The 20436-nt window shown below is 70.3% G+C and carries 26 protein-coding genes and 1 tRNA gene; 13 read left to right on the forward strand and 14 right to left on the reverse strand.

Annotated elements, in window-relative coordinates; translation table 11 throughout:
* Window position 1 precedes the first annotated feature (1 nt).
* A complete protein-coding gene (locus tag H6G99_RS13335; RefSeq protein WP_094587002.1) occupies window positions 2-571 on the reverse strand; it encodes a hypothetical protein in 570 nt (189 codons plus the stop codon).
* 45 nt (window positions 572-616) lie between these two features.
* Between H6G99_RS13335 and H6G99_RS13340 the strand changes: the two genes are divergently transcribed.
* The 4 genes from H6G99_RS13340 (at window position 617) to H6G99_RS13355 (ending at window position 4095) form a co-directional block, all read left to right on the forward strand.
* Window positions 617-1459, forward strand: coding sequence for a thiazole synthase (locus H6G99_RS13340; protein ID WP_502707688.1), 843 nt, complete (start codon window positions 617-619; stop codon window positions 1457-1459).
* A 58-nt stretch (window positions 1460-1517) separates the two neighbouring features.
* A complete protein-coding gene (psb34, locus tag H6G99_RS13345; protein WP_094587070.1) occupies window positions 1518-1682 on the forward strand; it encodes a photosystem II assembly protein Psb34 in 165 nt (54 codons plus the stop codon).
* 69 nt (window positions 1683-1751) lie between these two features.
* Window positions 1752-2948 (forward strand): NAD-dependent epimerase/dehydratase family protein, encoded by a 1197-nt coding sequence (locus tag H6G99_RS13350; RefSeq protein ID WP_094587004.1) that lies wholly within the window; start codon window positions 1752-1754, stop codon window positions 2946-2948.
* Window positions 2949-2958: 10 nt separating this feature from the next.
* Window positions 2959-4095 carry a glycosyltransferase family 4 protein gene (locus H6G99_RS13355; RefSeq protein WP_094587006.1) on the forward strand — a complete coding sequence of 379 codons (1137 nt, stop codon included), beginning with the start codon at window positions 2959-2961 and terminating at the stop codon, window positions 4093-4095.
* A gap of 6 nt (window positions 4096-4101) precedes the next feature.
* Here the strand turns inward: H6G99_RS13355 and mrdA are convergent, their stop codons facing one another.
* The 6 genes from mrdA to cbiD form a co-directional block, all read right to left on the reverse strand.
* The gene (mrdA, locus tag H6G99_RS13360) at window positions 4102-5883 is read right to left on the reverse strand and encodes a penicillin-binding protein 2 (RefSeq protein ID WP_094587008.1); all 1782 of its coding nucleotides are present in this window, start codon (window positions 5881-5883) and stop codon (window positions 4102-4104) included.
* A complete protein-coding gene (locus tag H6G99_RS13365) occupies window positions 5883-6293 on the reverse strand; it encodes a hypothetical protein (RefSeq protein ID WP_190611987.1) in 411 nt (136 codons plus the stop codon). Before H6G99_RS13365 ends, mrdA begins: the two co-directional genes overlap by 1 nt.
* 52 nt (window positions 6294-6345) lie before the next feature.
* Entirely contained in the window at window positions 6346-6987 is a 642-nt protein-coding gene (locus tag H6G99_RS13370) for a DUF8672 family protein (RefSeq protein ID WP_233134039.1), read from the reverse strand.
* Window positions 6988-7230: 243 nt separating this feature from the next.
* On the reverse strand, window positions 7231-7944 hold the full coding sequence (locus tag H6G99_RS13375; RefSeq protein ID WP_190611988.1) for a sulfotransferase family protein: 714 nt from the start codon (window positions 7942-7944) through the stop codon (window positions 7231-7233).
* Between the two features lie 57 nt (window positions 7945-8001).
* Window positions 8002-9621 (reverse strand): glutamine-hydrolyzing GMP synthase, encoded by a 1620-nt coding sequence (guaA, locus tag H6G99_RS13380; RefSeq protein ID WP_094587014.1) that lies wholly within the window; start codon window positions 9619-9621, stop codon window positions 8002-8004.
* A gap of 47 nt (window positions 9622-9668) precedes the next feature.
* Window positions 9669-10802: a cobalt-precorrin-5B (C(1))-methyltransferase CbiD gene (cbiD, locus tag H6G99_RS13385; RefSeq protein WP_190612055.1), complete on the reverse strand. Its 1134-nt coding sequence runs from the start codon at window positions 10800-10802 to the stop codon at window positions 9669-9671.
* A gap of 80 nt (window positions 10803-10882) precedes the next feature.
* Here cbiD and H6G99_RS13390 point away from each other — a divergent pair, with 80 nt between their 5' ends.
* The 3 genes from H6G99_RS13390 to H6G99_RS13400 all read left to right on the forward strand — a co-directional run bounded on the left by H6G99_RS13390 (window position 10883) and on the right by H6G99_RS13400 (window position 12710).
* Window positions 10883-12034: a pyridoxal-phosphate-dependent aminotransferase family protein gene (locus tag H6G99_RS13390; RefSeq protein ID WP_190611990.1), complete on the forward strand. Its 1152-nt coding sequence runs from the start codon at window positions 10883-10885 to the stop codon at window positions 12032-12034.
* A gap of 61 nt (window positions 12035-12095) precedes the next feature.
* Window positions 12096-12563 carry a hypothetical protein gene (locus H6G99_RS13395; RefSeq protein ID WP_094587018.1) on the forward strand — a complete coding sequence of 156 codons (468 nt, stop codon included), beginning with the start codon at window positions 12096-12098 and terminating at the stop codon, window positions 12561-12563.
* A gap of 75 nt (window positions 12564-12638) precedes the next feature.
* A tRNA-Gly gene (locus H6G99_RS13400) sits at window positions 12639-12710 on the forward strand.
* A gap of 166 nt (window positions 12711-12876) precedes the next feature.
* Here H6G99_RS13400 and H6G99_RS13405 read toward each other — a convergent pair.
* From H6G99_RS13405 to H6G99_RS13415, 3 genes are all read right to left on the reverse strand, one after another.
* Window positions 12877-13074, reverse strand: a complete 198-nt coding sequence (locus tag H6G99_RS13405; protein WP_254947081.1) for a hypothetical protein — start codon at window positions 13072-13074, stop codon at window positions 12877-12879.
* A gap of 241 nt (window positions 13075-13315) precedes the next feature.
* Entirely contained in the window at window positions 13316-13567 is a 252-nt protein-coding gene (locus H6G99_RS13410) for a DUF8683 family protein (protein WP_190611991.1), read from the reverse strand.
* Between the two features lie 48 nt (window positions 13568-13615).
* Window positions 13616-13936 (reverse strand): hypothetical protein, encoded by a 321-nt coding sequence (locus H6G99_RS13415; protein WP_190611993.1) that lies wholly within the window; start codon window positions 13934-13936, stop codon window positions 13616-13618.
* Window positions 13937-14046: 110 nt separating this feature from the next.
* Here H6G99_RS13415 and H6G99_RS13420 point away from each other — a divergent pair, with 110 nt between their 5' ends.
* The 3 genes from H6G99_RS13420 (at window position 14047) to H6G99_RS13430 (ending at window position 15469) form a co-directional block, all read left to right on the forward strand.
* Window positions 14047-14568 (forward strand): AbrB family transcriptional regulator, encoded by a 522-nt coding sequence (locus H6G99_RS13420; RefSeq protein WP_094587024.1) that lies wholly within the window; start codon window positions 14047-14049, stop codon window positions 14566-14568.
* Between the two features lie 63 nt (window positions 14569-14631).
* Window positions 14632-15084: a DUF6554 family protein gene (locus H6G99_RS13425; protein WP_190611995.1), complete on the forward strand. Its 453-nt coding sequence runs from the start codon at window positions 14632-14634 to the stop codon at window positions 15082-15084.
* Complete coding sequence (locus H6G99_RS13430; protein ID WP_190611996.1) at window positions 15068-15469, forward strand: hypothetical protein; 402 nt, start codon at window positions 15068-15070, stop codon at window positions 15467-15469. Before H6G99_RS13425 ends, H6G99_RS13430 begins: the two co-directional genes overlap by 17 nt.
* Before the next feature lie 15 nt (window positions 15470-15484).
* Here H6G99_RS13430 and H6G99_RS13435 read toward each other — a convergent pair whose 3' ends face one another.
* Window positions 15485-17071: a DEAD/DEAH box helicase gene (locus H6G99_RS13435; RefSeq protein WP_190612058.1), complete on the reverse strand. Its 1587-nt coding sequence runs from the start codon at window positions 17069-17071 to the stop codon at window positions 15485-15487.
* A gap of 96 nt (window positions 17072-17167) precedes the next feature.
* Between H6G99_RS13435 and H6G99_RS13440 the strand changes: the two genes are divergently transcribed.
* The gene (locus H6G99_RS13440) at window positions 17168-17605 is read left to right on the forward strand and encodes an HNH endonuclease (protein WP_094587030.1); all 438 of its coding nucleotides are present in this window, start codon (window positions 17168-17170) and stop codon (window positions 17603-17605) included.
* Here H6G99_RS13440 and H6G99_RS13445 read toward each other — a convergent pair.
* Window positions 17551-17790, reverse strand: coding sequence for a hypothetical protein (locus H6G99_RS13445; RefSeq protein WP_190612067.1), 240 nt, complete (start codon window positions 17788-17790; stop codon window positions 17551-17553). The genes H6G99_RS13440 and H6G99_RS13445 overlap by 55 nt on opposite strands.
* Before the next feature lie 35 nt (window positions 17791-17825).
* Between H6G99_RS13445 and H6G99_RS13450 the strand changes: the two genes are divergently transcribed.
* A complete protein-coding gene (locus H6G99_RS13450; protein WP_190611997.1) occupies window positions 17826-18761 on the forward strand; it encodes an SDR family oxidoreductase in 936 nt (311 codons plus the stop codon).
* Here the strand turns inward: H6G99_RS13450 and H6G99_RS13455 are convergent.
* On the reverse strand, window positions 18719-18901 hold the full coding sequence (locus H6G99_RS13455) for a hypothetical protein (protein WP_094587036.1): 183 nt from the start codon (window positions 18899-18901) through the stop codon (window positions 18719-18721). The two genes, H6G99_RS13450 and H6G99_RS13455, sit on opposite strands and share 43 nt — an antisense overlap.
* A gap of 27 nt (window positions 18902-18928) precedes the next feature.
* Here H6G99_RS13455 and pdxA point away from each other — a divergent pair, with 27 nt between their 5' ends.
* The gene (gene pdxA, locus H6G99_RS13460) at window positions 18929-19954 is read left to right on the forward strand and encodes a 4-hydroxythreonine-4-phosphate dehydrogenase PdxA (RefSeq protein ID WP_190611998.1); all 1026 of its coding nucleotides are present in this window, start codon (window positions 18929-18931) and stop codon (window positions 19952-19954) included.
* Here the strand turns inward: pdxA and accB are convergent.
* The gene (accB, locus tag H6G99_RS13465) at window positions 19941-20435 is read right to left on the reverse strand and encodes an acetyl-CoA carboxylase biotin carboxyl carrier protein (RefSeq protein ID WP_190612000.1); all 495 of its coding nucleotides are present in this window, start codon (window positions 20433-20435) and stop codon (window positions 19941-19943) included. The genes pdxA and accB overlap by 14 nt on opposite strands.
* Window position 20436 lies beyond the last annotated feature (1 nt).

Here is a 20436-nt window from a genome sequence, read left to right on the forward strand (position 1 = left end):
CTCACCAGAGGCCGCGCACCGGGGCGGGCGCTCCGGCGGCGGGGGCCTGGGCGGTGCGTTCCGGGACCAGCTGCAGGCGCCCGCCGGGGGTGGTGAGCCGGGGCGCCCGCCAGCCGCTCAGGGACAGGCCCTGCACGCTCTGAAAGGCGCCTCCGGGCTCCAGGGCGCCGCCGAGGGGATCCCCCAGCACCAGCAGGTCGAGCTGGTCGGACTTGGCATTGAGGTTGCCCTGCACCGGAGATTCAACCCCGCCGATGGCCATCGCACCGCGCAGGTCCACCATCTGGCCGATCGGGGTGGCCCCGTCGATCCGCAGCTGCACGGGCACGGCGGGCCCGCCGCTGAAGGACTGGTAGCGGCCGTTCCAGCGACGGGGCATCTGCTCGGCGATCAGCCGGGCCCGGGCGATCGGATCGAAGGTCTCCACCTCACCGTTGGTGCCGCCGTCCTGGTTGATGGCCTGGATCTCTGGGGCGGTGAAGGGCACGAACCCATCGGCCGGCAGGGGGCTGGCGGCAAGCACCGGGCTGGCGGCGAGCAGCAGGGGCACGGCGGCCAGGGGCACCGGCATGGCGTGGGTCTCGGGGGCAGAAGGCAGACTAATCGGGATGCGCCCGTGCGCCGCAGGCCCCCGACCGTGACCGCCATCGCCCCCCTGACCTCCCGCGACGATCTGGTGATCGCCGGCCGTCGCTTCCGCAGCCGCCTGATGACCGGCACCGGCAAGTACCCGAGCCTGGAGGCCATGCAGGCCAGCCTGGAGGCCAGCGGCTGCGAGATCGTCACCGTGGCGGTGCGGCGGGTGCAGAGCGGCGCCCCGGGCCATGGCGGCCTGATGGAAGCGATCGACTGGGGCCGCATCTGGATGCTGCCCAACACGGCCGGCTGCGCCACCGCCGAGGAGGCGGTGCGGGTCGCCCGGCTGGGCCGGGAGCTGGCGCGCCTGGCGGGCCAGGAGGACAACAACTTCGTGAAGCTGGAGGTGATCCCCGACTCCCGCCACCTGCTGCCGGATCCCTTCGGCACCCTCGAGGCTGCCGAGCAGCTGGTGAAGGAAGGCTTCGCCGTGCTGCCCTACATCAACGCCGATCCCCTGCTGGCCAAGCGGCTGGAGGAGGCCGGCTGCGCCACGGTGATGCCGCTGGGATCGCCGATCGGCTCGGGCCAGGGCATCCGCAACGCCGCCAACATCGCCCTGATCATCGAGAACGCCCGCGTGCCTGTGGTGGTGGATGCGGGCCTGGGGGTGCCCAGCGAGGCCGCCCAGGCCATGGAGATGGGCGCCGATGCCCTGCTGATCAACAGCGCCATCGCCCTGGCGGGCGATCCGCCGGCGATGGCACGGGCGATGGCCCTGGCCACCGAGGCCGGTCGCACCGCCCTGCTGGCGGGCCGGCTGCCGCAGCGGGCCGAGGCCCGGGCCAGTTCCCCGCTGGAAGGCCGTGTGACGAACCATTGACGATCAATCCGATCCCGGCGGCCCTCCATAGGGTTTGCCGCACACCGACTCCCCCTCCATGCAGGTCACTGAAGAAGACGGCGGCAAACTGAACGCCTTCGCCAAAGAGCCCCGCATGGTGCTCCAGGAGGAGGGCGAGACCAGCGGCGCCAACCGGATGCTGCTGATCGGCGGTCTGGTGCTGGTGGCCGTCATGGTGGCGGTGGCGGCCGGCATCAGCTGAGGCCGGTGGGGGCCTCTGAGGCCTGTAGTAGCTTGCCCGTCTGAGCAACTGCTCGTTCAGGAGTCTGGGGTGAAGGTTCTCGTTCTCGGCGGCGACGGCTTCTGTGGTTGGCCCTGTGCCGTGAACCTGGCGGAAGCCGGACACGACGTCGTCATCGTCGACAACCTGAGTCGGCGCAAGATCGACATCGACCTGGGCGTCGAGTCACTGACGCCCATCGCCACGATCCACGACCGGCTGCGGGCCTGGGAACAGGTGGGTGGCCGGGCCATGACCTTCGTGCACCTGGACATCGCCCGGGAGTACGACCGGCTGCTGGATCTGCTGCGCAGCGAGCGCCCTGAGGCGATCGTCCATTTCGCCGAGCAGCGGGCCGCCCCCTACTCGATGAAGAGCAGCGCCACCAAGCGCTACACCGTCGACAACAACGTCAACGGCACCCACAACCTGCTGGCGGCCATCGTCGACAGCGGCCTTGACGTCCACATCGTGCACCTGGGCACGATGGGCGTCTACGGCTACGGCTCCCACCGGGGCGCCACGATCCCGGAGGGCTACCTGACGGTGGAAGTGCCCCAGCCGGATGGCACCTGCTTCACCGAGAAGATCCTGCACCCCACGGATCCCGGCAGCGTCTACCACATGACCAAGACGCTGGATCAGCTGCTGTTCTTCTACTACAACAAGAACGACGCGATCCGGGTCACCGACCTGCACCAGGGCATCGTCTGGGGCACCAACACCGACCTCACCCAGCGGGACCCCCGCCTCACCAACCGCTTCGACTACGACGGCGACTACGGCACCGTGCTCAACCGCTTCCTGATGCAGGCGGCGATCGGCTACCCGCTCACCGTCCACGGCACCGGCGGCCAGACCCGGGCCTTCATCCATATCCGCGATTCGGTGCGCTGCGTCCAGCTGGCCCTGGAGCACCCCCCCGAGCCCGGCGAGAAGGTGAAGATCTTCAACCAGATGACCGAGAGCCACCAGGTGGGTGAACTGGCCCGCAAGGTGGCGGCCCTGACCGACTCTGAGATCAACTACCTGCCCAACCCCCGCAAGGAGGCGATCGAGAACGATCTGATCGTCGACAACCGCTGCTTCATCGAGCTGGGCCTCAAGCCCACCACCCTTGATGACGGCCTGCTGGCCGAAGTGGTGGACGTGGCCCGCCGCTGGGCCGACCGTTGCGACCGCTCCAAGATCCCCTGCCTCTCCGCCTGGACCCAGCGCCAGGCCGAAGCGATCAAGGCCTTCGCCTGATCTCCCCCCCGTGAAGATCGCCTTTTTCACCGAAACCTTCCTGCCGAAGGTCGACGGCATCGTCACGCGGCTCACCAAGACGGTGCAGCAGCTGGTGCTGGCCGGCGATGAGGTGCTGATCTTCTGCCCCGAAGGCGCTCCCGACGGCTACATGGGGGCCCGGGTGGTGGGGGTGCCGGCCATGCCGCTGCCCCTCTATCCCGAGCTGAAGCTGGCCCTGCCGCGGCCGGCGGTCTCGGAAGCCCTCGACCGCTTCGGCCCCGATCTGGTTCACGTGGTCAATCCGGCCGTGCTGGGCCTGGGGGGCATCTGGCTGGCCAAGAGCCGCGGCCTGCCCCTGGTGGCCAGCTACCACACCCATCTGCCCAAGTACCTGGAGCACTACGGCATGGGGATGCTCGAGCCCCTGCTGTGGGAACTGCTCAAGGCCGCCCACAACCAGGCCCAGCTCAACCTCTGCACCTCCACCGCCATGGTCGAGGAGCTGGCGGCCCGGGGCATCCAGCACACGGCCCTCTGGCAGCGGGGCGTGGACACCGACCTGTTCCGCCCCGAACTGGCCTCCGGCGCCATGCGCGAGCGGCTCCACGGCGGCCACGACGACACCGGCCACCTGCTCCTCTACATCGGCCGACTCTCGGCGGAGAAGCAGATCGAGCGGATCCGGCCCGTGCTCGAAGCCATGCCCCAGGCCCGGCTCGCCCTGGTGGGGGACGGTCCCCACCGCCAGCAGCTGGAGCGCCATTTCGACGGCACCGCCACCACCTTCGTGGGCTACCTGGCCGGCCAGGAGCTGGCCTCGGCCTATGCCAGCGGCGACGCCTTCCTGTTCCCCTCCAGCACCGAAACCCTCGGCCTGGTGCTGCTGGAGGCGATGGCCGCAGGCTGCCCGGTGGTGGGGGCCAACCGGGGCGGCATTCCCGACATCGTCAGCGACGGCGTCAACGGCTGCCTCTATGACCCCGACCAGCCCGCCAGCCTGACCACGGCCGTCCAACGGCTGCTGGGGGATCCGGCGGCCCGCCGCCAGCTGCGCCTGGCCGCCCGCGAGGAGGCCGAGCGCTGGGGCTGGGCCGGGGCCACCGCCCAGCTGCAGGGCTACTACCGCCAGGTGCTCCAGCAGGGCCGTTTCCCCCAGGCCGCCTGAGGGACCTCAGCCCGGCCGGACCGCCGCCGGCGGCTTGACGCCCCGGAACCACACGGTCATCAGGGCCTTCACCATCGGTGCGGCCACCGTGCCGCCATAACCGCCGGAGTTCTCACCGAAGGCGACGATCACCAGGGTGGGGGTGCCGGTGGCCGGGGCGTAGCCGCCGAACCAGGCGTGGTCGGGACGGGGTGGATCCTCGGCGGTGCCGGTCTTGCCGGCCACGGGCGGCAGGCTGGGGTCGTTGAGGATGGTGGCCGTGCCGCTGGTGACCGCCTGGCGCAGACCGGCATGCAGCACCCGCAGGGTGGCCGGCTTCAGTCCGATCCATTGGCGCGGGTAGTCGCGCTCCACCAGGTGGGGCGTCACCAGCCAGCCGCCGTTGGCGACGGCGGCATAGAGGCGGGCCATCTGGATCGGCGTCACCGTCACCGCCCCCTGGCCGATCGAGGAGGTGATCGTGTCGACCGGGGTCCAGGGTTCACCCAGCACCTCCTTCTTCCAGGCCGGGTCCCCCAGCAGCCCAGGGGATTCCTCGGCGGACAGCTCGCTGCCGGTGCGGCGGCCGAAACCCATGCGCCGGGCGGCTTTGAACATCTCATCGGGGCCGACCATCAGCCCCACCTTGTAGAAGAAGCTGTTGCTGCTCACCCCGAGGGCGAAGGGGAAGCCGATGCTGCCGAAGGAGCCGTGGTCGGCGTAGCACTGGCCGTAGTAGCAGAAGGAGCCCACCGTCGGCACGGTGGAGTTCTCGTTGAGCTTGCCGGACTCGATGCCGGCGATGGTGGTGATGACCTTGAAGGTGCTGGCCGGCGGGAACCCCTGGAAGGCCCGGTTCAGCATCGGCGCCTCCGGCCGGTTGAGGCTGTTCCACTGGGCGGTGGTGGGGCCGTCGGAGAAGATGTTGGGATCGAAGTTGGGCCGGCTGGCCATCGCCCGCACGGCGCCGGTGCGGGGATCCATCGCCACGATCGCCCCCTTGCGCACCCCGTCGAGGGCCTTCTCCGCCGCCCGCTGCAGGTCGAGATCGAGGGTGAGGCGCAGATCCTTGCCGGCCTTGGCGGGCTTGTCCCCCAGCACCCGCTGCACCTGGCCTTCGGCATTCACCTCCAGCTGCTGGCCGCCCCACTCACCGCGCAGGTGGGTTTCGTAGACCTTCTCGAGCCCGCTGCGGCCGATGCGATCACTGATGCGGTAGCCGTGGTCGCGGAGGGCGGCGTACTCCTCCTCGGTGATGCTGCTCGTGTAGCCCATCACGTGGGCCCCGAGGCTGCCGTCGGGATAGGCGCGCAGCACGTCCTCGGACACCTCCGCCCCCTGCAGGGATCCGGCCTGCTCCCGGAAGCGCAGCACCTGCACCGGCGTCAGCGAGAGGGCCAGGGGAATCCGGAAGCCCTGGGCATTGGCGCCGCTGCGGCGCTGGGCATCCAGCCGGTCGGCGGGGATCCCCAGCAGGCCGGCGAGCCGGTCACGCAGCCCGGGCCAGCCGCGGTCATCGACCTGGAGGGGCTGGAGATAGAGGTTGTAGGTGAGCCGGTTGGTGGCCAGCACCCGCCCCTTGCGATCCAGCAGGCGGCCCCGCACGGGGTTGCGCGGCAGCAGGCGGATGCGGTTCTCGTCGGCCATCGCCCGGTTCTCGGCCCCGTGCAGCAGCTGGAGCCAGGCGAGGCGCCCGAGGATCGCCGCCAGGATCAGCAGCATGAAGGTGAGCAGGAGGGCCGCCTGGTGGCCGGTCCCTGTGTGGCGGGTGGAGGAGGCCCCGAGCCCGCCGCCGGCAGCGCGCACCATCAGCCGAATCGGCTCTGGAGCAGGGCCAGCCGCGCCTCGATGCGCTCCAGGGCCGCCAGCAGCTCGGCCGGATCCGCCGGACTGGGCGGCGGGGCGGCGTCCCAGGCGGGAGGGGTGGCCCCGGGGCCCGGCCCGGCGGGACCCTCCTCGGCGCCCACGTCGCGCACCTCCACCTTCATCACGGGGTTGCCCAGGCCGGGCTGGAAGCGATCGAGGTTCTCCCTCACCTGGCTGGCCGCGGGCTCCCCTTCCTCGCGCAGCTGGCCCAGAGGATCGGCACTGGTGCCGTCGAAGGCGGCCAGCACCTCGGCCGGCCCGCCCTTGCGGACCCGCTCCACCACCGCCAGTCCCACCGGCAGCACGTCCTGCATCAGGGCCAGGCGCAGGGAATCGAGGGGATCGGCAGCCATGACGTCGGAACCCGGACCGGGCTTTCCAGTCTGACGTGCGGAACGGCCCGGCTCAGGGTGCGGGTCGCTGCACCCCGGGATCGACGATCACCTGGCCGCAGAAGCGGGTGCTGCCCAGCCACCAGCCGCCGCCGACAGCCAGCACCAGCAGGACGCTGAAGGGCAGCAGGGCCTGGCGGGTGCCGTCGAGGGAGAGCCACTCCAGCCAGCCCCGCAGCCAGCGATCGCGGTCGAAGCGGCGCCGCTCCCTCAGGCTTTCCTTGCCGCGGCGGTCGAGGGCCCGGGCCACCCAGCGCTCGAAGGCCTTCTTCTTGGTGACGGCCATCTTGCGCTCCACCTCCAGCAGGTGGCCGGCGCTGAGGTCGGGGTTGAAGGTGCTGATCAGCTCCAGGCTCTTGAGGAACATCTCCACCGCCCCTTCCTTGATCGCCAGGTCGGCCGGATCGAGGCCGTCCCAGTCGACCTCGGGATAGAAGCGCAGACGGTTGCTGCGGATCTGCTCCTCCGGCAGCTGGCCCGGTTCCCGCAGCCAGCGGTCGGTGTTGGCATCGAAACGACGCCAGTAGAGGAAGGGGTTGAGAAAGACGGTCTTGCCGGCCAGCAGGATGCTGTCCTGCTGCAGGCGGCGGTGCAGCTGGGGGTCGTGCTCAGCCCCGGCAGGGCTGCCAGCGACGGCGGGGGAGACGGGAGGCACGGAGCAAACGGCCGGGTGCCGAGGTTATCGAAGTTGGCCCGCTGGGGCCAGCCTGGGGATCGGGACGGCCTCCGGGTCCAGAGCGATCAGCAGAACGTGTGGCCGGAGACATCTGGACAGGGCTCGGTCGCTGAGAAGGGGAGGGACTCTCCCTCGCCGCCTCAGATCAGTGCGGCGCCATACCTGCCTTCTCGCGGCTGGGATGGGCTCACCAGCAGCTCTGGGGGCAAGAGGAGATAAGCATCAGGGATAGAACAACGCCAGGTCCAGACCATGCAGTGATTCCTCCTCAACGAAACGCCTCAGCTCCCGACTGCCGAGGACTCGCCTGGCTTCCTCACGGAAGGGGCTGACATTCCTGGAAGCTGCAGGCAATCCAAACCCAAAAGTCTGAGAAAACTGAAGAGACAGGGACTCCGTCTGCAAGACGTTCAGCCGGAGGCGCTCCACACCGCTCAGGTAGCGAGACTTCACCCTGCTTTTGAGTAGTGGAAGCAAGTCCGGAAAGCGCTTGATCGCCTTGATCGTGAAGCGCATGTCACGAGGCAGCAGATACTGGAAGGCAGGCATGGTGCTCTGGATAAGGGCCATAAAGTCCGCTTCTACAAATTCAGGACTCTGGCGGAAGACGTAGGCTCCTGTTCTCTCGTCAAGAACCATGTTGCGGTGCGGCGAATAGTAAAAAGAGACAAGGCGCTCGAAGGGCTTTCGCACGCAGGAGTAAATCTTAAGCTCATTCAAAGAGGGCTTGATCAGCAAGTAAGTCGACAGCGACTGATGCTTTCGGTGCGTCAGAGATCCACGAATCTCAAATCGATCAACGCCATCGCGAAAGCCGCCGCTGACCATCTCATCGCAGCTGAGGCCAGCGTCGATGATGGCCGACTGAATGGTATTGCCACCCGTCTTCGGAATATGGATAAACAGGCATGTCTCACCTTGATGAGAGAAAAGCATGGTGACTCGCTTTCATCGTTGCCATTGAAGCCATGAAGGACAGCCGTCAACCGGCTGTCACTCCCACTCGATCGTGCCGGGGGGCTTGCTGGTGATGTCAAGCACCACCCGGTTCACCCCCCGCACCTCGTTGACGATGCGGTTGGAGATCAGCTCCAGCAGGTCGTAGGGCAGCCGCGACCAGTCGGCGGTCATGCCGTCCTCGGAGGAGACGCAGCGCAGCACGATCGGGTAGGCGTAGGTGCGCTTGTCGCCCATCACGCCGACGCTGCGCACGGGCAGCAGCACGGCGAAGGCCTGCCAGATCTCATTGTAGAGGCCGGCATCACGCACCTCCTCCCGCACGATCAGGTCGGCGTCCCGGAGGATGTCGAGCTTGTCGTCGGTGACCTCCCCCAGGATGCGGATCGCCAGGCCTGGGCCGGGGAAGGGATGGCGCCCCACGATCTCCTGGGGCAGGCCGAGGCTGCGGCCCACCTTGCGCACCTCATCCTTGAACAGGCGCCGCAGCGGCTCCACCAGCTTGAACTGCAGGTCCTTGGGCAGGCCGCCCACGTTGTGGTGGCTCTTGATCTTCACCGCCACCCGTTCCCCCGTCTTGGGGTCGACGTTGGTGCCGGCGCTCTCGATCACATCGGGGTAGAGGGTGCCCTGGGCGAGGTAGTCGAAGGGGCCGAGGCGGCGGCTCTCCTCCTCGAACACCCGGATGAACTCGGTGCCGATGATCTTGCGCTTCTCCTCCGGGTCGGTGATACCGGCGAGCTTGGAGATGAAGCGCTCACGGGCATTGATGTATTCCACGTTGATGTGGAACTGGCGATCGAAGAAATCCATCAGGAACTCCGGCTCGCCTTTGCGCATGAAGCCCTGGTCGATGAACATGCAGGTGAGGCGATCCCCGATCGCCTGGTGCAGCAGGAAGGCCAGGGTGGAGGAATCGACACCGCCCGAGAGGGCCAGCAGCACCCGCTTCTCGCCCACCTGGGCACGCACCTCGCCGATGGCCTCGTCGATGAAGGCGGCCGTGGTCCAGTCGGGGATACAACCGCAGATGTGATAAACGAAATTGCGGATCATCACCATGCCGCAGGTCGAATGCACCACCTCGGGATGGAACTGCACCCCGTAGAGACGGCGGGCATGGTCGGCCACCGCTGCCTCGGGGGTGTTGTCGGTGTGGGCGAGGCGCACGAAGCCCTCGGGCAGCGACTCCACCGAATCGCCGTGGCTCATCCACATCGTCGAGCCCTCCTCGACGTTGGTGAGCAGATCCACCGGGTCGTCGACATGCAGCGGCGCCTTGCCGTACTCGGCCCGGCCGGCGGCCACCACCGATCCGCCCAGCTGCTGCACCATCAGCTGCATGCCGTAGCAGACCCCCAGCACCGGGATGCCCAGGTCCCAGAGGCCGGGGTCGCAGGAGGGGGCGCCCTCCTCGTAGACGGAGCTGGGGCCGCCGCTGAGGATGATCCCCTTCGGGTTGAGGGCCTTCAGTTCCGCAGCGGTGGTGGTGTAGCCCATCACCAGGGAGAACACCTCCGTCTCCCGCACCCGGCGGGCGATCAGCTCCGAGTACTGGGAGCCGAAATCCAGGATGACGATGGCCGGAGGTCGGCGGGAACCGCTGGCATGGTCCCGATCCGAACCCGGTGGTGCGGTCTGCGGCGTTTCGGACATCGGCTCGAAGGCGGCCAGGCCAGGGCCCGGTATTCGGTGCCAGCACCCTAGGTCGCGCCCCTGAAGCGTTCCATCAGCGCCGCCCCCACCGGCCCGCAGACCCGCAGCCGGCGCTGGCGGTCGAACAGGGCCGCCCCCACGGCGGCCGGCGGGGCGCCATGGCTGGCCAGGTAGGACCGGCAGCGGCCTTCAATGGCGTCAGCGATGCGCGCCCGCAGGCGTCCGGCCAGCTCCGGATCGGCCTGCTCCAGAGCGGCCAGGGCGGCCTCCACCGTGGCGGCCCCGTAGAGCGCTGCCAGGGTGGCGCCGTCGGCCCCCTCCAGGGCGGCCAGGGCGGTGAGCACCTCGGTGCGGCCGTCGGCCAGGTGGTGGTGGGTGTGGAAGATGCCGCCGGCCAGCTTGATCAGCTTGCCCTGGTAGCCGAACAGCAGCAGCCGTTCCACCCCTGCTTCGGCGGCCGCCACCAGCACCGGGCCGAGCCAGTTGCCCGCCTTCAGCAGCAGCTGCGGCGGCAGGCCCAGCTGGGGGGCCAGATCGAGGCCGTTCTCGCCGATCACCAGCACCAGATCGCCGCCGGCCCCCGGCGCCGCCATGCGCTCGGCCAGGGCCGCCAGGGTGCGGGCCAGCTGGTCCGGGTCGGCGCCGGCCTGGACCTCGGCCTGGGTACCGATCAGGGCCAGCCCGTCCACCACCCCGAAGGCGGCATTGCTGGTACGCCCCGCCAGGCGGCGGCCGTCGGGCAGCACCAGGGTGAGCCCCAGGCGGCGACCGGCGGGCACCAGGGGCCGCAGGTTGGCCTCCAGCAGGCGTCGGGCATAGCCGGAGAGGCAGGCCTCCCCGGTCGCGGCGTGGACCCCCACCCCCTCGCCGGGCTCCAGCTGCAGCCAGGGCCCGTCGCCGGGCAGCCAGCGGGCCAGCACCCAGACCACCAACCCGCGGGTGAGGTCGAGCCCCTCGCCCGGATCACAGCAGCTCTCCCCCAGGGCCAGCCCCTCCCCCAGGCCCGCGGCGGCCCGCACCGGCACCGGCACCACCCCCGGCGGCTGGAGCAGTTCCAGGGCCACCGAGGCGCTGAACGGTTCCCCCTGCAGGGCCCCGAGGGCGGCGCGGGCAGCGGCCGCCAGCCATACCGGCAGGGTGAAGCCCCGCGGGGGCGCGGAGGGGGGGCGCAGGGAATCGATGGCCGGCGGGAACGCTGTTTTTTATGGTGGTCGATCGCCTTGCCTTCGCCAGGCCCGCGCCCCTTCCCTCCCCACAGCTCATGCAGGACAAGCTCACTCTGATGATCCCCGGCCCCACCCCGGTGCCGGAGACCGTCCTGCAGGCCATGGCCCGCCATCCGATCGGCCACCGCAGCGGCGATTTCCAGAAGATCGTGCGCCGCACCACCGAGCAGCTGCAGTGGCTGCACCAGACCAAGGGCCACGTGCTGGTGATCACCGGCAGCGGCACCGCAGCGATGGAGGCCGCGATCGTCAACACCCTCAGCCGCGGCGACAAGGTGCTCTGCGGCGACAACGGCAAGTTCGGCGAACGCTGGGTGAAGGTGGCGAAGGCCTATGGGCTGAACGTGGAGGTGATCAAGGCGGAGTGGGGCCAGCCCCTCGATCCGGAGGCCTTCCGCGCCGCCCTCGAGGCCGACACCGCCAAGGAGATCCGGGGCGTGATCCTCACCCACTCGGAAACCTCCACCGGGGTGATCAACGACCTGCAGGCCATCGCCGGCCATGTGAAGGCCCACGGCACCGCTCTCACCATCGCCGACTGCGTCACCAGCCTCGGGGCCTGTGACGTGCCCATGGATGCCTGGGGCGTGGACGTGGTGGGCTCCGGCTCCCAGAAGGGCTACATGATGCCGCCGGGTCTGAGCTTCGTGGCCATGAGCGAGCGGGCCTGGACGGCCTACGAACGCTCCGATCTGCCGAAGTTCTATCTGGATCTGGGCAAGTACCGCAAAGCCGCCGACGACGACAGCAACCCCTTCACCCCGGCGATCAACCTCTACTTCGCCCTCGAGGCGGCCCTGGGGATGATGCAGAAGGAGGGTCTGGAGGCGATCTTCGCCCGCCACGACCGCCATCGCCAGGCCACCCAGGCGGCGATGAAGGCGATCGGCCTGCCGCTCTACGCGGCCGAGGGCCACGGCAGCCCGGCGATCACGGCGGTGGCGCCGGAGGGCATCGATGCCGAGGCCCTGCGCAAGCAGGTGAAGGAACGGTTCGACATCCTGCTGGCCGGCGGCCAGGACCACCTCAAGGGCAAGGTGTTCCGCATCGGCCACCTGGGCTTCGTCTGCGACCGCGACGTGCTCACGGCCGTGGCGGCCATCGAGGCCACCCTGCAGGACCTGGGTCTGGCCAAGGCGCCGATCGGCGCCGGCGTGGCGGCGGCGGCGGCGGCGCTGGCCGCCTGAACGACGGCGTGGCCAGCCCCAGGGGCCGTGATTAGGTTCATGGTGAACGGTTTTTGACGCCATGACCCTTGCTGCCATGCGACGCCTTCCCCTGGCTGCCGTCCTCTGCCTGGGCCTGGCGGCCTCCGGCTGCCAGCGCACCGACCTCAGCCAGCAGACCAAGAAGACCGAGGCCAGGATCTGCACCGAGCTGGCCACGGTGAACCAGGCCCTGGAGCAGGTGGCCGCCCTGACACCCACCTCCACCGTGGGCGAGGCGCGGGCCGCCCAGCAGAAGCTGGAACAATCGATCGCCGCCCTGCAGACCTCGGAGAACCAGCTGCAGAAGCTGAGGGTGGAAGCCTTCCGCAAGCTGCTCGAAGGCTTCCGGGGCGAGGTGGCCAAGGCCTCCGCCAACAAGGACCAGACCCTCGAGCAGGCCGCCAACGAGCTCAAGCCCAAGGCCATGGCGGTGATCGCCGCCCGCAGGGCGCTCTCTGCGGCTGTGCAGTGCGAGGAGCCGGCGGCAGCGGCCCCCGCCAAGCCCTGACAAGGCTTCACCCTGGCTCCGGGCACCCGGTTGGCGCCCGGAGCCTTGCTACTGTGAGTCTGCGCGTGAATGCACGCGGGTGTAATTCAGTGGTAGAATGTCAGCTTCCCAAGCTGAACGTCGCCGGTTCGAATCCGGTCACCCGCTTGATCAACAAGTCTCAGACGTTACGCCTCAGGCCTGACGTCTCACAACGCTGAATAGGGAGTGCCTCCAACAGCCCGGGGCAAGAATCGATTCTTGAACCCGGGAGTTGGGCCGAAAGGATGGACAAGTTCCTGAAGGCCAACCGGCCACGATGGTGTGGCAGGGATCAGGAGCGGGGCTTGATCAACTGCAGCACCTGCAAGCCAAGGCCGCCGGCCCGCCGCTCGCAGTCGAGGGCCTGAAGAATGGCCCGGGCCGACGCGTCGATATCCCCTTCACTGGCCGCCACCCGCGCCTGCTCATTGAGTGACGCCGCCTGCTGCAGAAGACGCTGACGCGCCCCCGGATCGGACAGGGGTGACACGCTGGACCTCGGACGTGAAGGGGTCTCCAGCGTCAAGGTGACGGGGGCAGGTGGACTGGCAACAATCATGACCGGCGAGGAGTTCGCAGCATCGAAAACATGTAAAAAGGGCGATTGGCCTCCAACGCCCCCTTTTCTGTTTACATCTTACGGCAGAACATAACAGCCTGTCCCGCATGGGCGGAAGACAGGGGGAAAAGAGATGATCTGCCGTTCACTGCATCGGTTCGTTCGTGCCGGCTCAGGTGCCCGGCTCCTCCTGGTTGCCGCCCAGGGCGGCGATCTGGGAACGCAGCTGGTCAGAACGCTGCAGGTCGCCCCGGGTGAGGGCAACGGCGAGGGCGAACTCGAGCTTCTCGAGCTGGTGGTCGCCCTCCACCTGCGAATGGGTGCGGAGCTTGCAGTGGGGAGCCGGGCTGGAGACGCGAGGGGCGGCACCCTGCCCGTGAAGAGCGCCGGAGGATGACTGGTAAGGGGAAGTGGGGAAGGCCATGACCCGCTTTCTTTTTATTTTGACACCCTTGGCCAGAGGAGCGCGTCCTCAGGCCGCATTGGGATAGCCGACGTCCTCCTGGCTGTCGAACGCGGTGGGCGCCTCTGATGCTGCGGGCGCCCCGGATGCTGCGGGCGCCTCGGATGCGGAGCCGATCTCCAGCAGATGACGGCAGTCCTGCAGCAGCCGCTCGACGTTGTCGAGGCTGGCCAGTTCCTGGGGGTCCGGCCTGTCCTGGTTGGAGGCCTGCAGCTCCACCGCCGCCAGGCGCTGCTCCAGGGTCACCAGCCGTTGGGAGAGGGCATGGATGGTTTCGGCGAGATCTTCGGCATTGCGGCTGATGCGGAACGACACCGAGGCGGGGGCCATGGCGGGAAAGCGACTGGGCTGTGCCGCATGACAACACACCCGGGGCACCCCCTCAAGCACCTGTGGCCCTGATCTCCCAGAGTGGGCCCTGTTGATCGGGCTCACGTCGGATGAACCATGCCTGGCATCTGCTGATGTACGCGCTGGCCGGGCTCGCCGGCGGCCTGCTGGCCCTCCGCACCGGCATCCCGGCGGCCCCCCTGGCCGGGGCCCTGCTGGGGGCCGCCCTGGTCAGCGTGACGGGGCGGCTGGAGGTGGCCCAGTGGCCGGTCGGCACCCGCACCCTGCTGGAGATCGGCATCGGCACGGTGATCGGCACGGGCCTCACCGGCACGGCCCTGCTGGAACTGCGCCAGCTGTGGCGACCCGCCCTGCTGATCACGGTCACCCTGGTGCTCACCGGCCTGGTGGTGGGACTCGGATGCAGCCGGCTGATGGGCGTCGATCCGGTGGTGGCCCTGCTGGGGGCGGCCCCGGGGGGCATCAGCGGCATGAGCCTGGTCGGTGCGGAGTTCGGCGTCGGGGCGGCCGTGGCCACCCTGCACGCCGTGCGCCTGATCACGGTGCTGGTGATCCTGCCGCTGGTGGTGCGGCTGGTGTTGCCGGCGACCGCCACCCCACCGGGCGGCTGACCACCCTGGACAGCGCCGCAGGGGTCGATACGTTGGGCCACCTCGTTCTTCCCTTGCGGTCCGATGGCCACACGCCACTCTCTCTCTCACCGACTGGGCCCGATCGTCCTGGCGGCGGCGGCCGTCCTGCTGGCCGGCGCCGGCACCGCCCAGAGCGCCCGGGCCGGCAATGACATCGAGGGCCCCGGGGGCAAGGGGGCCCAGGTGTACTGCTTCATGCGCAACAACGGCAACGTCCACGAAGTCAGCTGGAACGCCGCCTACGCCCTGATCAAGCGCCAGAGCGCCGGTCTGTTCAAGACCTCCCCCGAACACGCCGCCGTGATGATCACCGAGGCCGTGGTTCAGAACCCCGGCACCTTCCCCGATTGCGGCCGCTTCCTGGGCGAACTGTTTGCGCCGCGCACCTCCGGCAGCACCGCGGCCAGCCCGGAACCCGGCCCCACCTCCATCTCGGTCGTGGGCGGTGGTAAGGCTGGTGGCAGCGGCATGACCCGGAGTGAGCGTTACAACTGAGCGGGCCCGCCTGCATCCGTCCATCGGTCCGGTGGGCCTGCTGCTGATCGTGCTGCTGGGCGGCTGCGCCGAGGAGCCCCTCCCCCAGCGGCCGATCACCCGGGAGGACTGCCTGCGAACCGTGAAGCTGGAGGACCTCCCCGGCGCCCTGCGCCAGTGCGATAGGGTGGTGGCGGCCTTCCCGAAGGACCCGGGGCCGCTCAACGAGCGCTTCCTGCTGCACACCCTGGCCGGCAACACCACGGCGGCCTGCCGGGACATCGCCCGGGCCACGGTGCTGGCCGCCGCCGTACCGAAGGAAAAGCTCGATCCGATCCTGCGCCAGGACCTGGAGGTGCGGCGGAGCAGCTGTGCCGACGGCGCCCCCACCCGTCCTGAGGGCTGAGGGGCCAGCAGCCGCTCAGCCGCTCTCGAGCCACTGGCGCACCAGCGCCGGCAGGGCCCGCTGGCGACGCAGGCTGTCCTGGCCCTGCAGCAGCAGGGAGATCCGCTCGGCCTTGCTGGCGATCAGGTCGTCCACCAGCCGGTCGGCGACACCCAGCTGCAGCCAGTGGCTGGTGAGCGCGGCCCCCATGCCGATCCGGTGGCAGCGGTCCTCCGCCTGCTCGGCGTCGCCCGGGGTCCAGGGCCGCTCCACCAGCACCACATGCCGGGCCCGGTGCAGGGTGAAGCCGAGGCCGCCGGTGCCATACGTGGCGATCAGCACAGGGGATCGGCCCGACTGAAAGGCATCCACCAGCTTCTGCCGGCGCGGCGGCGGCACGGCGCCCACCAGGGGCCCCCCATCCTCCGGCCGACCGAGCTGCCCGTGCAGCGCCAGGGCGGTGGCCACGAAGGCCGTGAACACCACCACCGCTTCGCCGCCAGCCACCAGCTCGGACACCAGCGCGACGGTGGCATCGAGCTTGTGGCTCGAGGCGATCTGGCGCAGGGCCGTGAACACGGCCAGGGCTTCGGCGTCGCGGCGCACCTCGCCGGCCATGGCCCGGCGGCGGTAGTCGTCGATCCGCTCCTGCAGGGCCCGCTCGAAGGCCTCGGCGCCGGCGGGGTCGAGGCTGACGGGCCGCTCGAGCCGCCGCTTCGGAGGCAGGTCCAGGCACTGGCCCTTGCGGCGATGGAGCACCAGGGGCCGCACCAGCCGCTGCAGCTCCTCCAGCTGGCTGGCGCCGCTGGCCTGCCAGATCCGCCGGCCTCCCTGCTCCCGCCAGTGCCCCTGGCAGTAGCGCTCCTCGAAGTGGCGCTGGTCGGCCGCCAGGGGATGGCCGATGGCGGCCAGCAGGGGAAAGAGCTGGACCGGCCGACCGTTCTTCATCGGCGTGCCCGTGAGCAGCCAGATCGCCCGCAGGCGTGGATGGCGGGCCAGGCGCAGGAACGCCTGGGTGCGGGCGGCCTGGAGCGTCTGGGCGAAATGGGCCTCGTCGGCGATCAACACCGTGCCGGCGGCCGGGAGTTCGGCCGGCAGCCGGGCCCAGCTGTGCAGCTCCAGGCGCAGGCCCAGGGCCGCCGCCTCCTGGCGCCAGTGGTGGTGCAGCCCCGCCGGGGCCACCACCACCAGCCGGCAGTCGGCCAGGCGCACCAGGGCGCGGCCGGCCACCAGGGCACTGAGGGTCTTGCCGAGGCCCATGGCATCGGCCAGCACGGCGCCGCGGCGGGCCAGCAGCCAGCGCACCGCGAGCCGCTGGTGGCGGAACAGCCGGCGGCCGTCAGGGAGTTCTTCGTCGGCGGCAGCCGCCGCCACCAGGGCCCGGTGGGGGGGCAGGGGCGGCAGGGGCTGCCCCAGCCAGCCGAACCAGCGGGCCAGCTCCGGGGTGAGCGGAAAGCGCCCGGCGCACTGCTGCTGCAGCGCCGCGGCCGCCTCGAGGGGAAACTGCCAGCAGCCGCGGCGGCTGAGCCACTGGCCCCGGGGGCAAATGGCCCGCAGCTGCGCCTGGGTGACCGCGTCGAAGGGACTGACCACCTCGATCAGACCCGAGGCGCCCAGGCGCATCTGCACCAGGGGGGTGGCCAATGCGGCAAAAAGCAATCAAGAACACATTGACACCCGGGACGCTGAGGGCAAACTTCCGCCAACCGAGGCGCGCTGATGCAGGCCAGGGATGGAGTCTTTCTCGAAGATCTCTGCCCCAAGCTGCGAGCGCGTCGATGGCGACAGTCGCTGCACCGGATGACCGGCCGCCGCTGCCTCTACTGCGGCGAGGCGTCGGAATCCATCGACCACGTGCATCCACTCAGCCGCGGCGGCCAGAGCATCACCGAGAACTGTGTGCCGGCCTGCCTGGGCTGCAACGGCCGCAAGGGGGACAGCGATGCCTTCGTCTGGTACCGGAGCCAGCCCTTCTACGACCCGCGCCGGGCGATGGCCCTGCGGGCCTGGACCGATGGCGATCTGCGCCTGGCGCTGCGGCTGCTCCAGTGGGTGGCCCCCGCCGAACCGGAGACGGCCACGGCCGCCGAAGCGGAGGTGACTCACCAGACGCGGCAGGCCTCCACACCGTTGTGGCGGTGGCAGATGGCCTCCTGATCGAGGGGCTGCTCGGGCGCCAGCACCACGGCCCCCAGCACCAGACCCACGGCCAGCAGCAGCGGAGCGACGGCCCGGTGTCGGCGCGCCGGGGCCCGATGGCCGCGGCCGGCAAGCGGCCGGGCGAGGGGGCGGGATGGCGCGAGGCCGACAGGGAGACTGGCACCGAACGACGAGGTGGTCACGGGATGGGGAAACGGACAGTGATACAGATGTACTGATGGCGGAGGATTCTGTCAACCCGGAGGCCGACGCCATCGGGATCGACCACCCGGCCCTGCCCGCCGCCGCCGCCGCCATCGACCGGATGCTGGTGCTCGGCGGCGGCTACAGCGGCCGCCGCGTCGCCCGGGCGCTGGAGGCGGCCGGCGTGCCGGTGCTGCTCACCCATCGCCAGCCAGCCCCGTCGGGTGACGCCCGGGGCTGGCTGCACTTCGATCCCGACCAGGGGGCCCTACCCAGCCAGGCCGAGCTGGCCGGGGTCAGCCACGTGCTGGTGACGATCCCGCCCGATGCCGGCGGCCGCGATCCGGTGCTGGAGTCCCTCGAGACCCGACTGCGTCAGCTGGCACCGGCCTGGGTGGGCTACCTCTCCACCACCGGGGTCTACGGCGACACCGGCGGCGCCTGGGTGGACGAGACCAGCCCGACCCGGCCCCTGCTGGAGCGCAGCCAGGCCCGGCTGGCATGCGAACAGGCCTGGCGCCGCAGCGGCCTGCCGGTGCAGCTGTTGCGGCTGCCCGCCATCTACGGCCCCGGCCGTAACCCGATGGTGAGCCTGCGCAACGGCACGGCCCGGCTCATCCACAAGCCCGGCCAGGTGTTCTCGCGGGTGCACGTCGACGACATCGTCGGTGCGGTGCTGCACTGCATCGCCCTGTCACCCGACGCCAGGCCCGACACCCTGATCCTGGCGGACACCTTCCCCTGCCCCTCGAGCGAGATCCTGGGCCTGGCCGCCCATCTGCTGGGCTGCCCGCTGCCGGAGGTGCAGCGCTACGAGGACGTGGCCGCGGCCATGGGTCCCATGGCCCGCAGCTTCTGGAGCGAGAATCGTCGGGCCAGCAGCCGGAGGCTCAGGGACGACCTCGGCTACCGCCTGCTCTACCCCACCTACCGGGAGGGCCTGTCGTCCTGCAGCGGCGACTTCTTCTGAGCGCCGAAGATCGATGGATCGATCAGGGAGGACAGCCCCGTGTCCTTGCCCATCTTTTCCCAGTCGACCACGACCCACTCATTGCGGAAGGCGAGCCCCCCTCCCAGCAGCAGCACACCCAGCACCAGCAAGCGGACCATGAACCGACCCCGACAGCGCCCGATGGCATGAAAACTACTGCGGATCGCCTCGTCATCGCCCTGGGGGATCCCGCCGGCATCGGCGCCGAGGTGACCCTCAAGGCCCTTGCCCGGCCACGGCCCGCCGGCCAGGAGGTGGTGCTGGTGGGCTGCGGCCGCTGGCTGCGGGAATGCCACCGCCAGCTGCTGGTCTGCAGCGACGCGCCCCTGGCCGACCCCGATGCGTTCCCCCTGGTGGACATCCCCCTGCAGCAGCCGGTGGTCCCGGGGGTCAGCAGCCCCGCCGCCGGTGCCGCCAGCTTCGCCTGGCTGACCGAGGCCGTGGCGCTGGTGGGCGCCGGCGGCGGCCGGGCCCTGGTGACGGCCCCGATCGCCAAGGCCAGCTGGCAGGCAGCGGGCCATGCCTACCCCGGCCAGACGGAGCGGCTGGCGGAACTCACCGGCGCCGCCGACGCCGGGATGCTGTTCACCGCCGTGGCCCCCGGCGGCTGGCGACTCAACACGCTGCTGGCCACCACCCACATCCCCCTGGCCGAGGTGAGCGCCCGGCTCGGCCCCGAGCTGGTGCACCAACGGCTGGAGGCCCTGCTGGCCTTCTGCCGCCGCTTCCGCAGCCGCCCCCGGCTGGTGGTGGCGGGCCTGAACCCCCATGCGGGGGAGGGGGGCCACCTGGGGCGGGAGGAGCAGGACTGGCTGATTCCCACCCTCGAGCGCTGGCAGGACCAGCATCCGGAGGTGCGGCTGGAGGGGCCGGTGCCGCCGGACACCTGCTGGCTGGAGGCGGCGGCCGCCTGGAGGGGCCAGGCCGAAGGAGCCGACGGCTACCTGGCGCTGTACCACGACCAGGGGCTGATCCCGGTGAAGCTGCTGGCGTTCGATGCCGCCGTCAACACCACCCTGGGCCTGCCTTTCCTGCGCACCTCCCCCGACCACGGCACCGCCTTCGCGATCGCCGGCCGGGGCATCGCCAGGGCCGACAGCATGGCGGCGGCGATCCACACCGCCTGGGAGCTGGGTCAGCCCCCGGCGACGGTGGCGCTCAGCCCGCCTTGATGCGCATCAGCACCTGGCCGAATTCCACCGGCGTGCCGTTCTCCACCAGGATTTCCACCACCTCGCCGCTGAACTCGCACTCCAGCTCGTTCATCAGCTTCATCGCCTCGAGGATGCAGACGGGCTGGCCGGCGCTGATGCGGCTGCCCACCTCCACGAAGGGGGCCTCACCCGGGGCCGACGAGCGGTAGAACGTGCCCACCATCGGCGCCGTGACAGCCTGCAGGTCACTGCGCACCGAGGCGGCCGGGGGCGGGGGTGCTGAAGGGCCGGGGGCGGCGCCGACCGGGGCCGCGGGGGCAGGGGGCGGCGGCGGTGCTCCGGCCGGAGCCTGCACCATGGTGACCGTCGCCGGCGCGGGGGCCGGCAGGTTGCGGCGCACCTCCAGCCGGAAGTCGTCGCCTTCGAGCTTGAGTTCCTGGATGTCGCTGTCCCCGAGCAGGGCCAGCAGCTGGCGCAGTTGGTCGTGATCGAGCTGCATG

It is taken from the genome of Synechococcus sp. FACHB-909 (assembly GCF_014698945.1).
In the GTDB taxonomy this organism is placed as follows: domain Bacteria; phylum Cyanobacteriota; class Cyanobacteriia; order PCC-6307; family Cyanobiaceae; genus Cyanobium.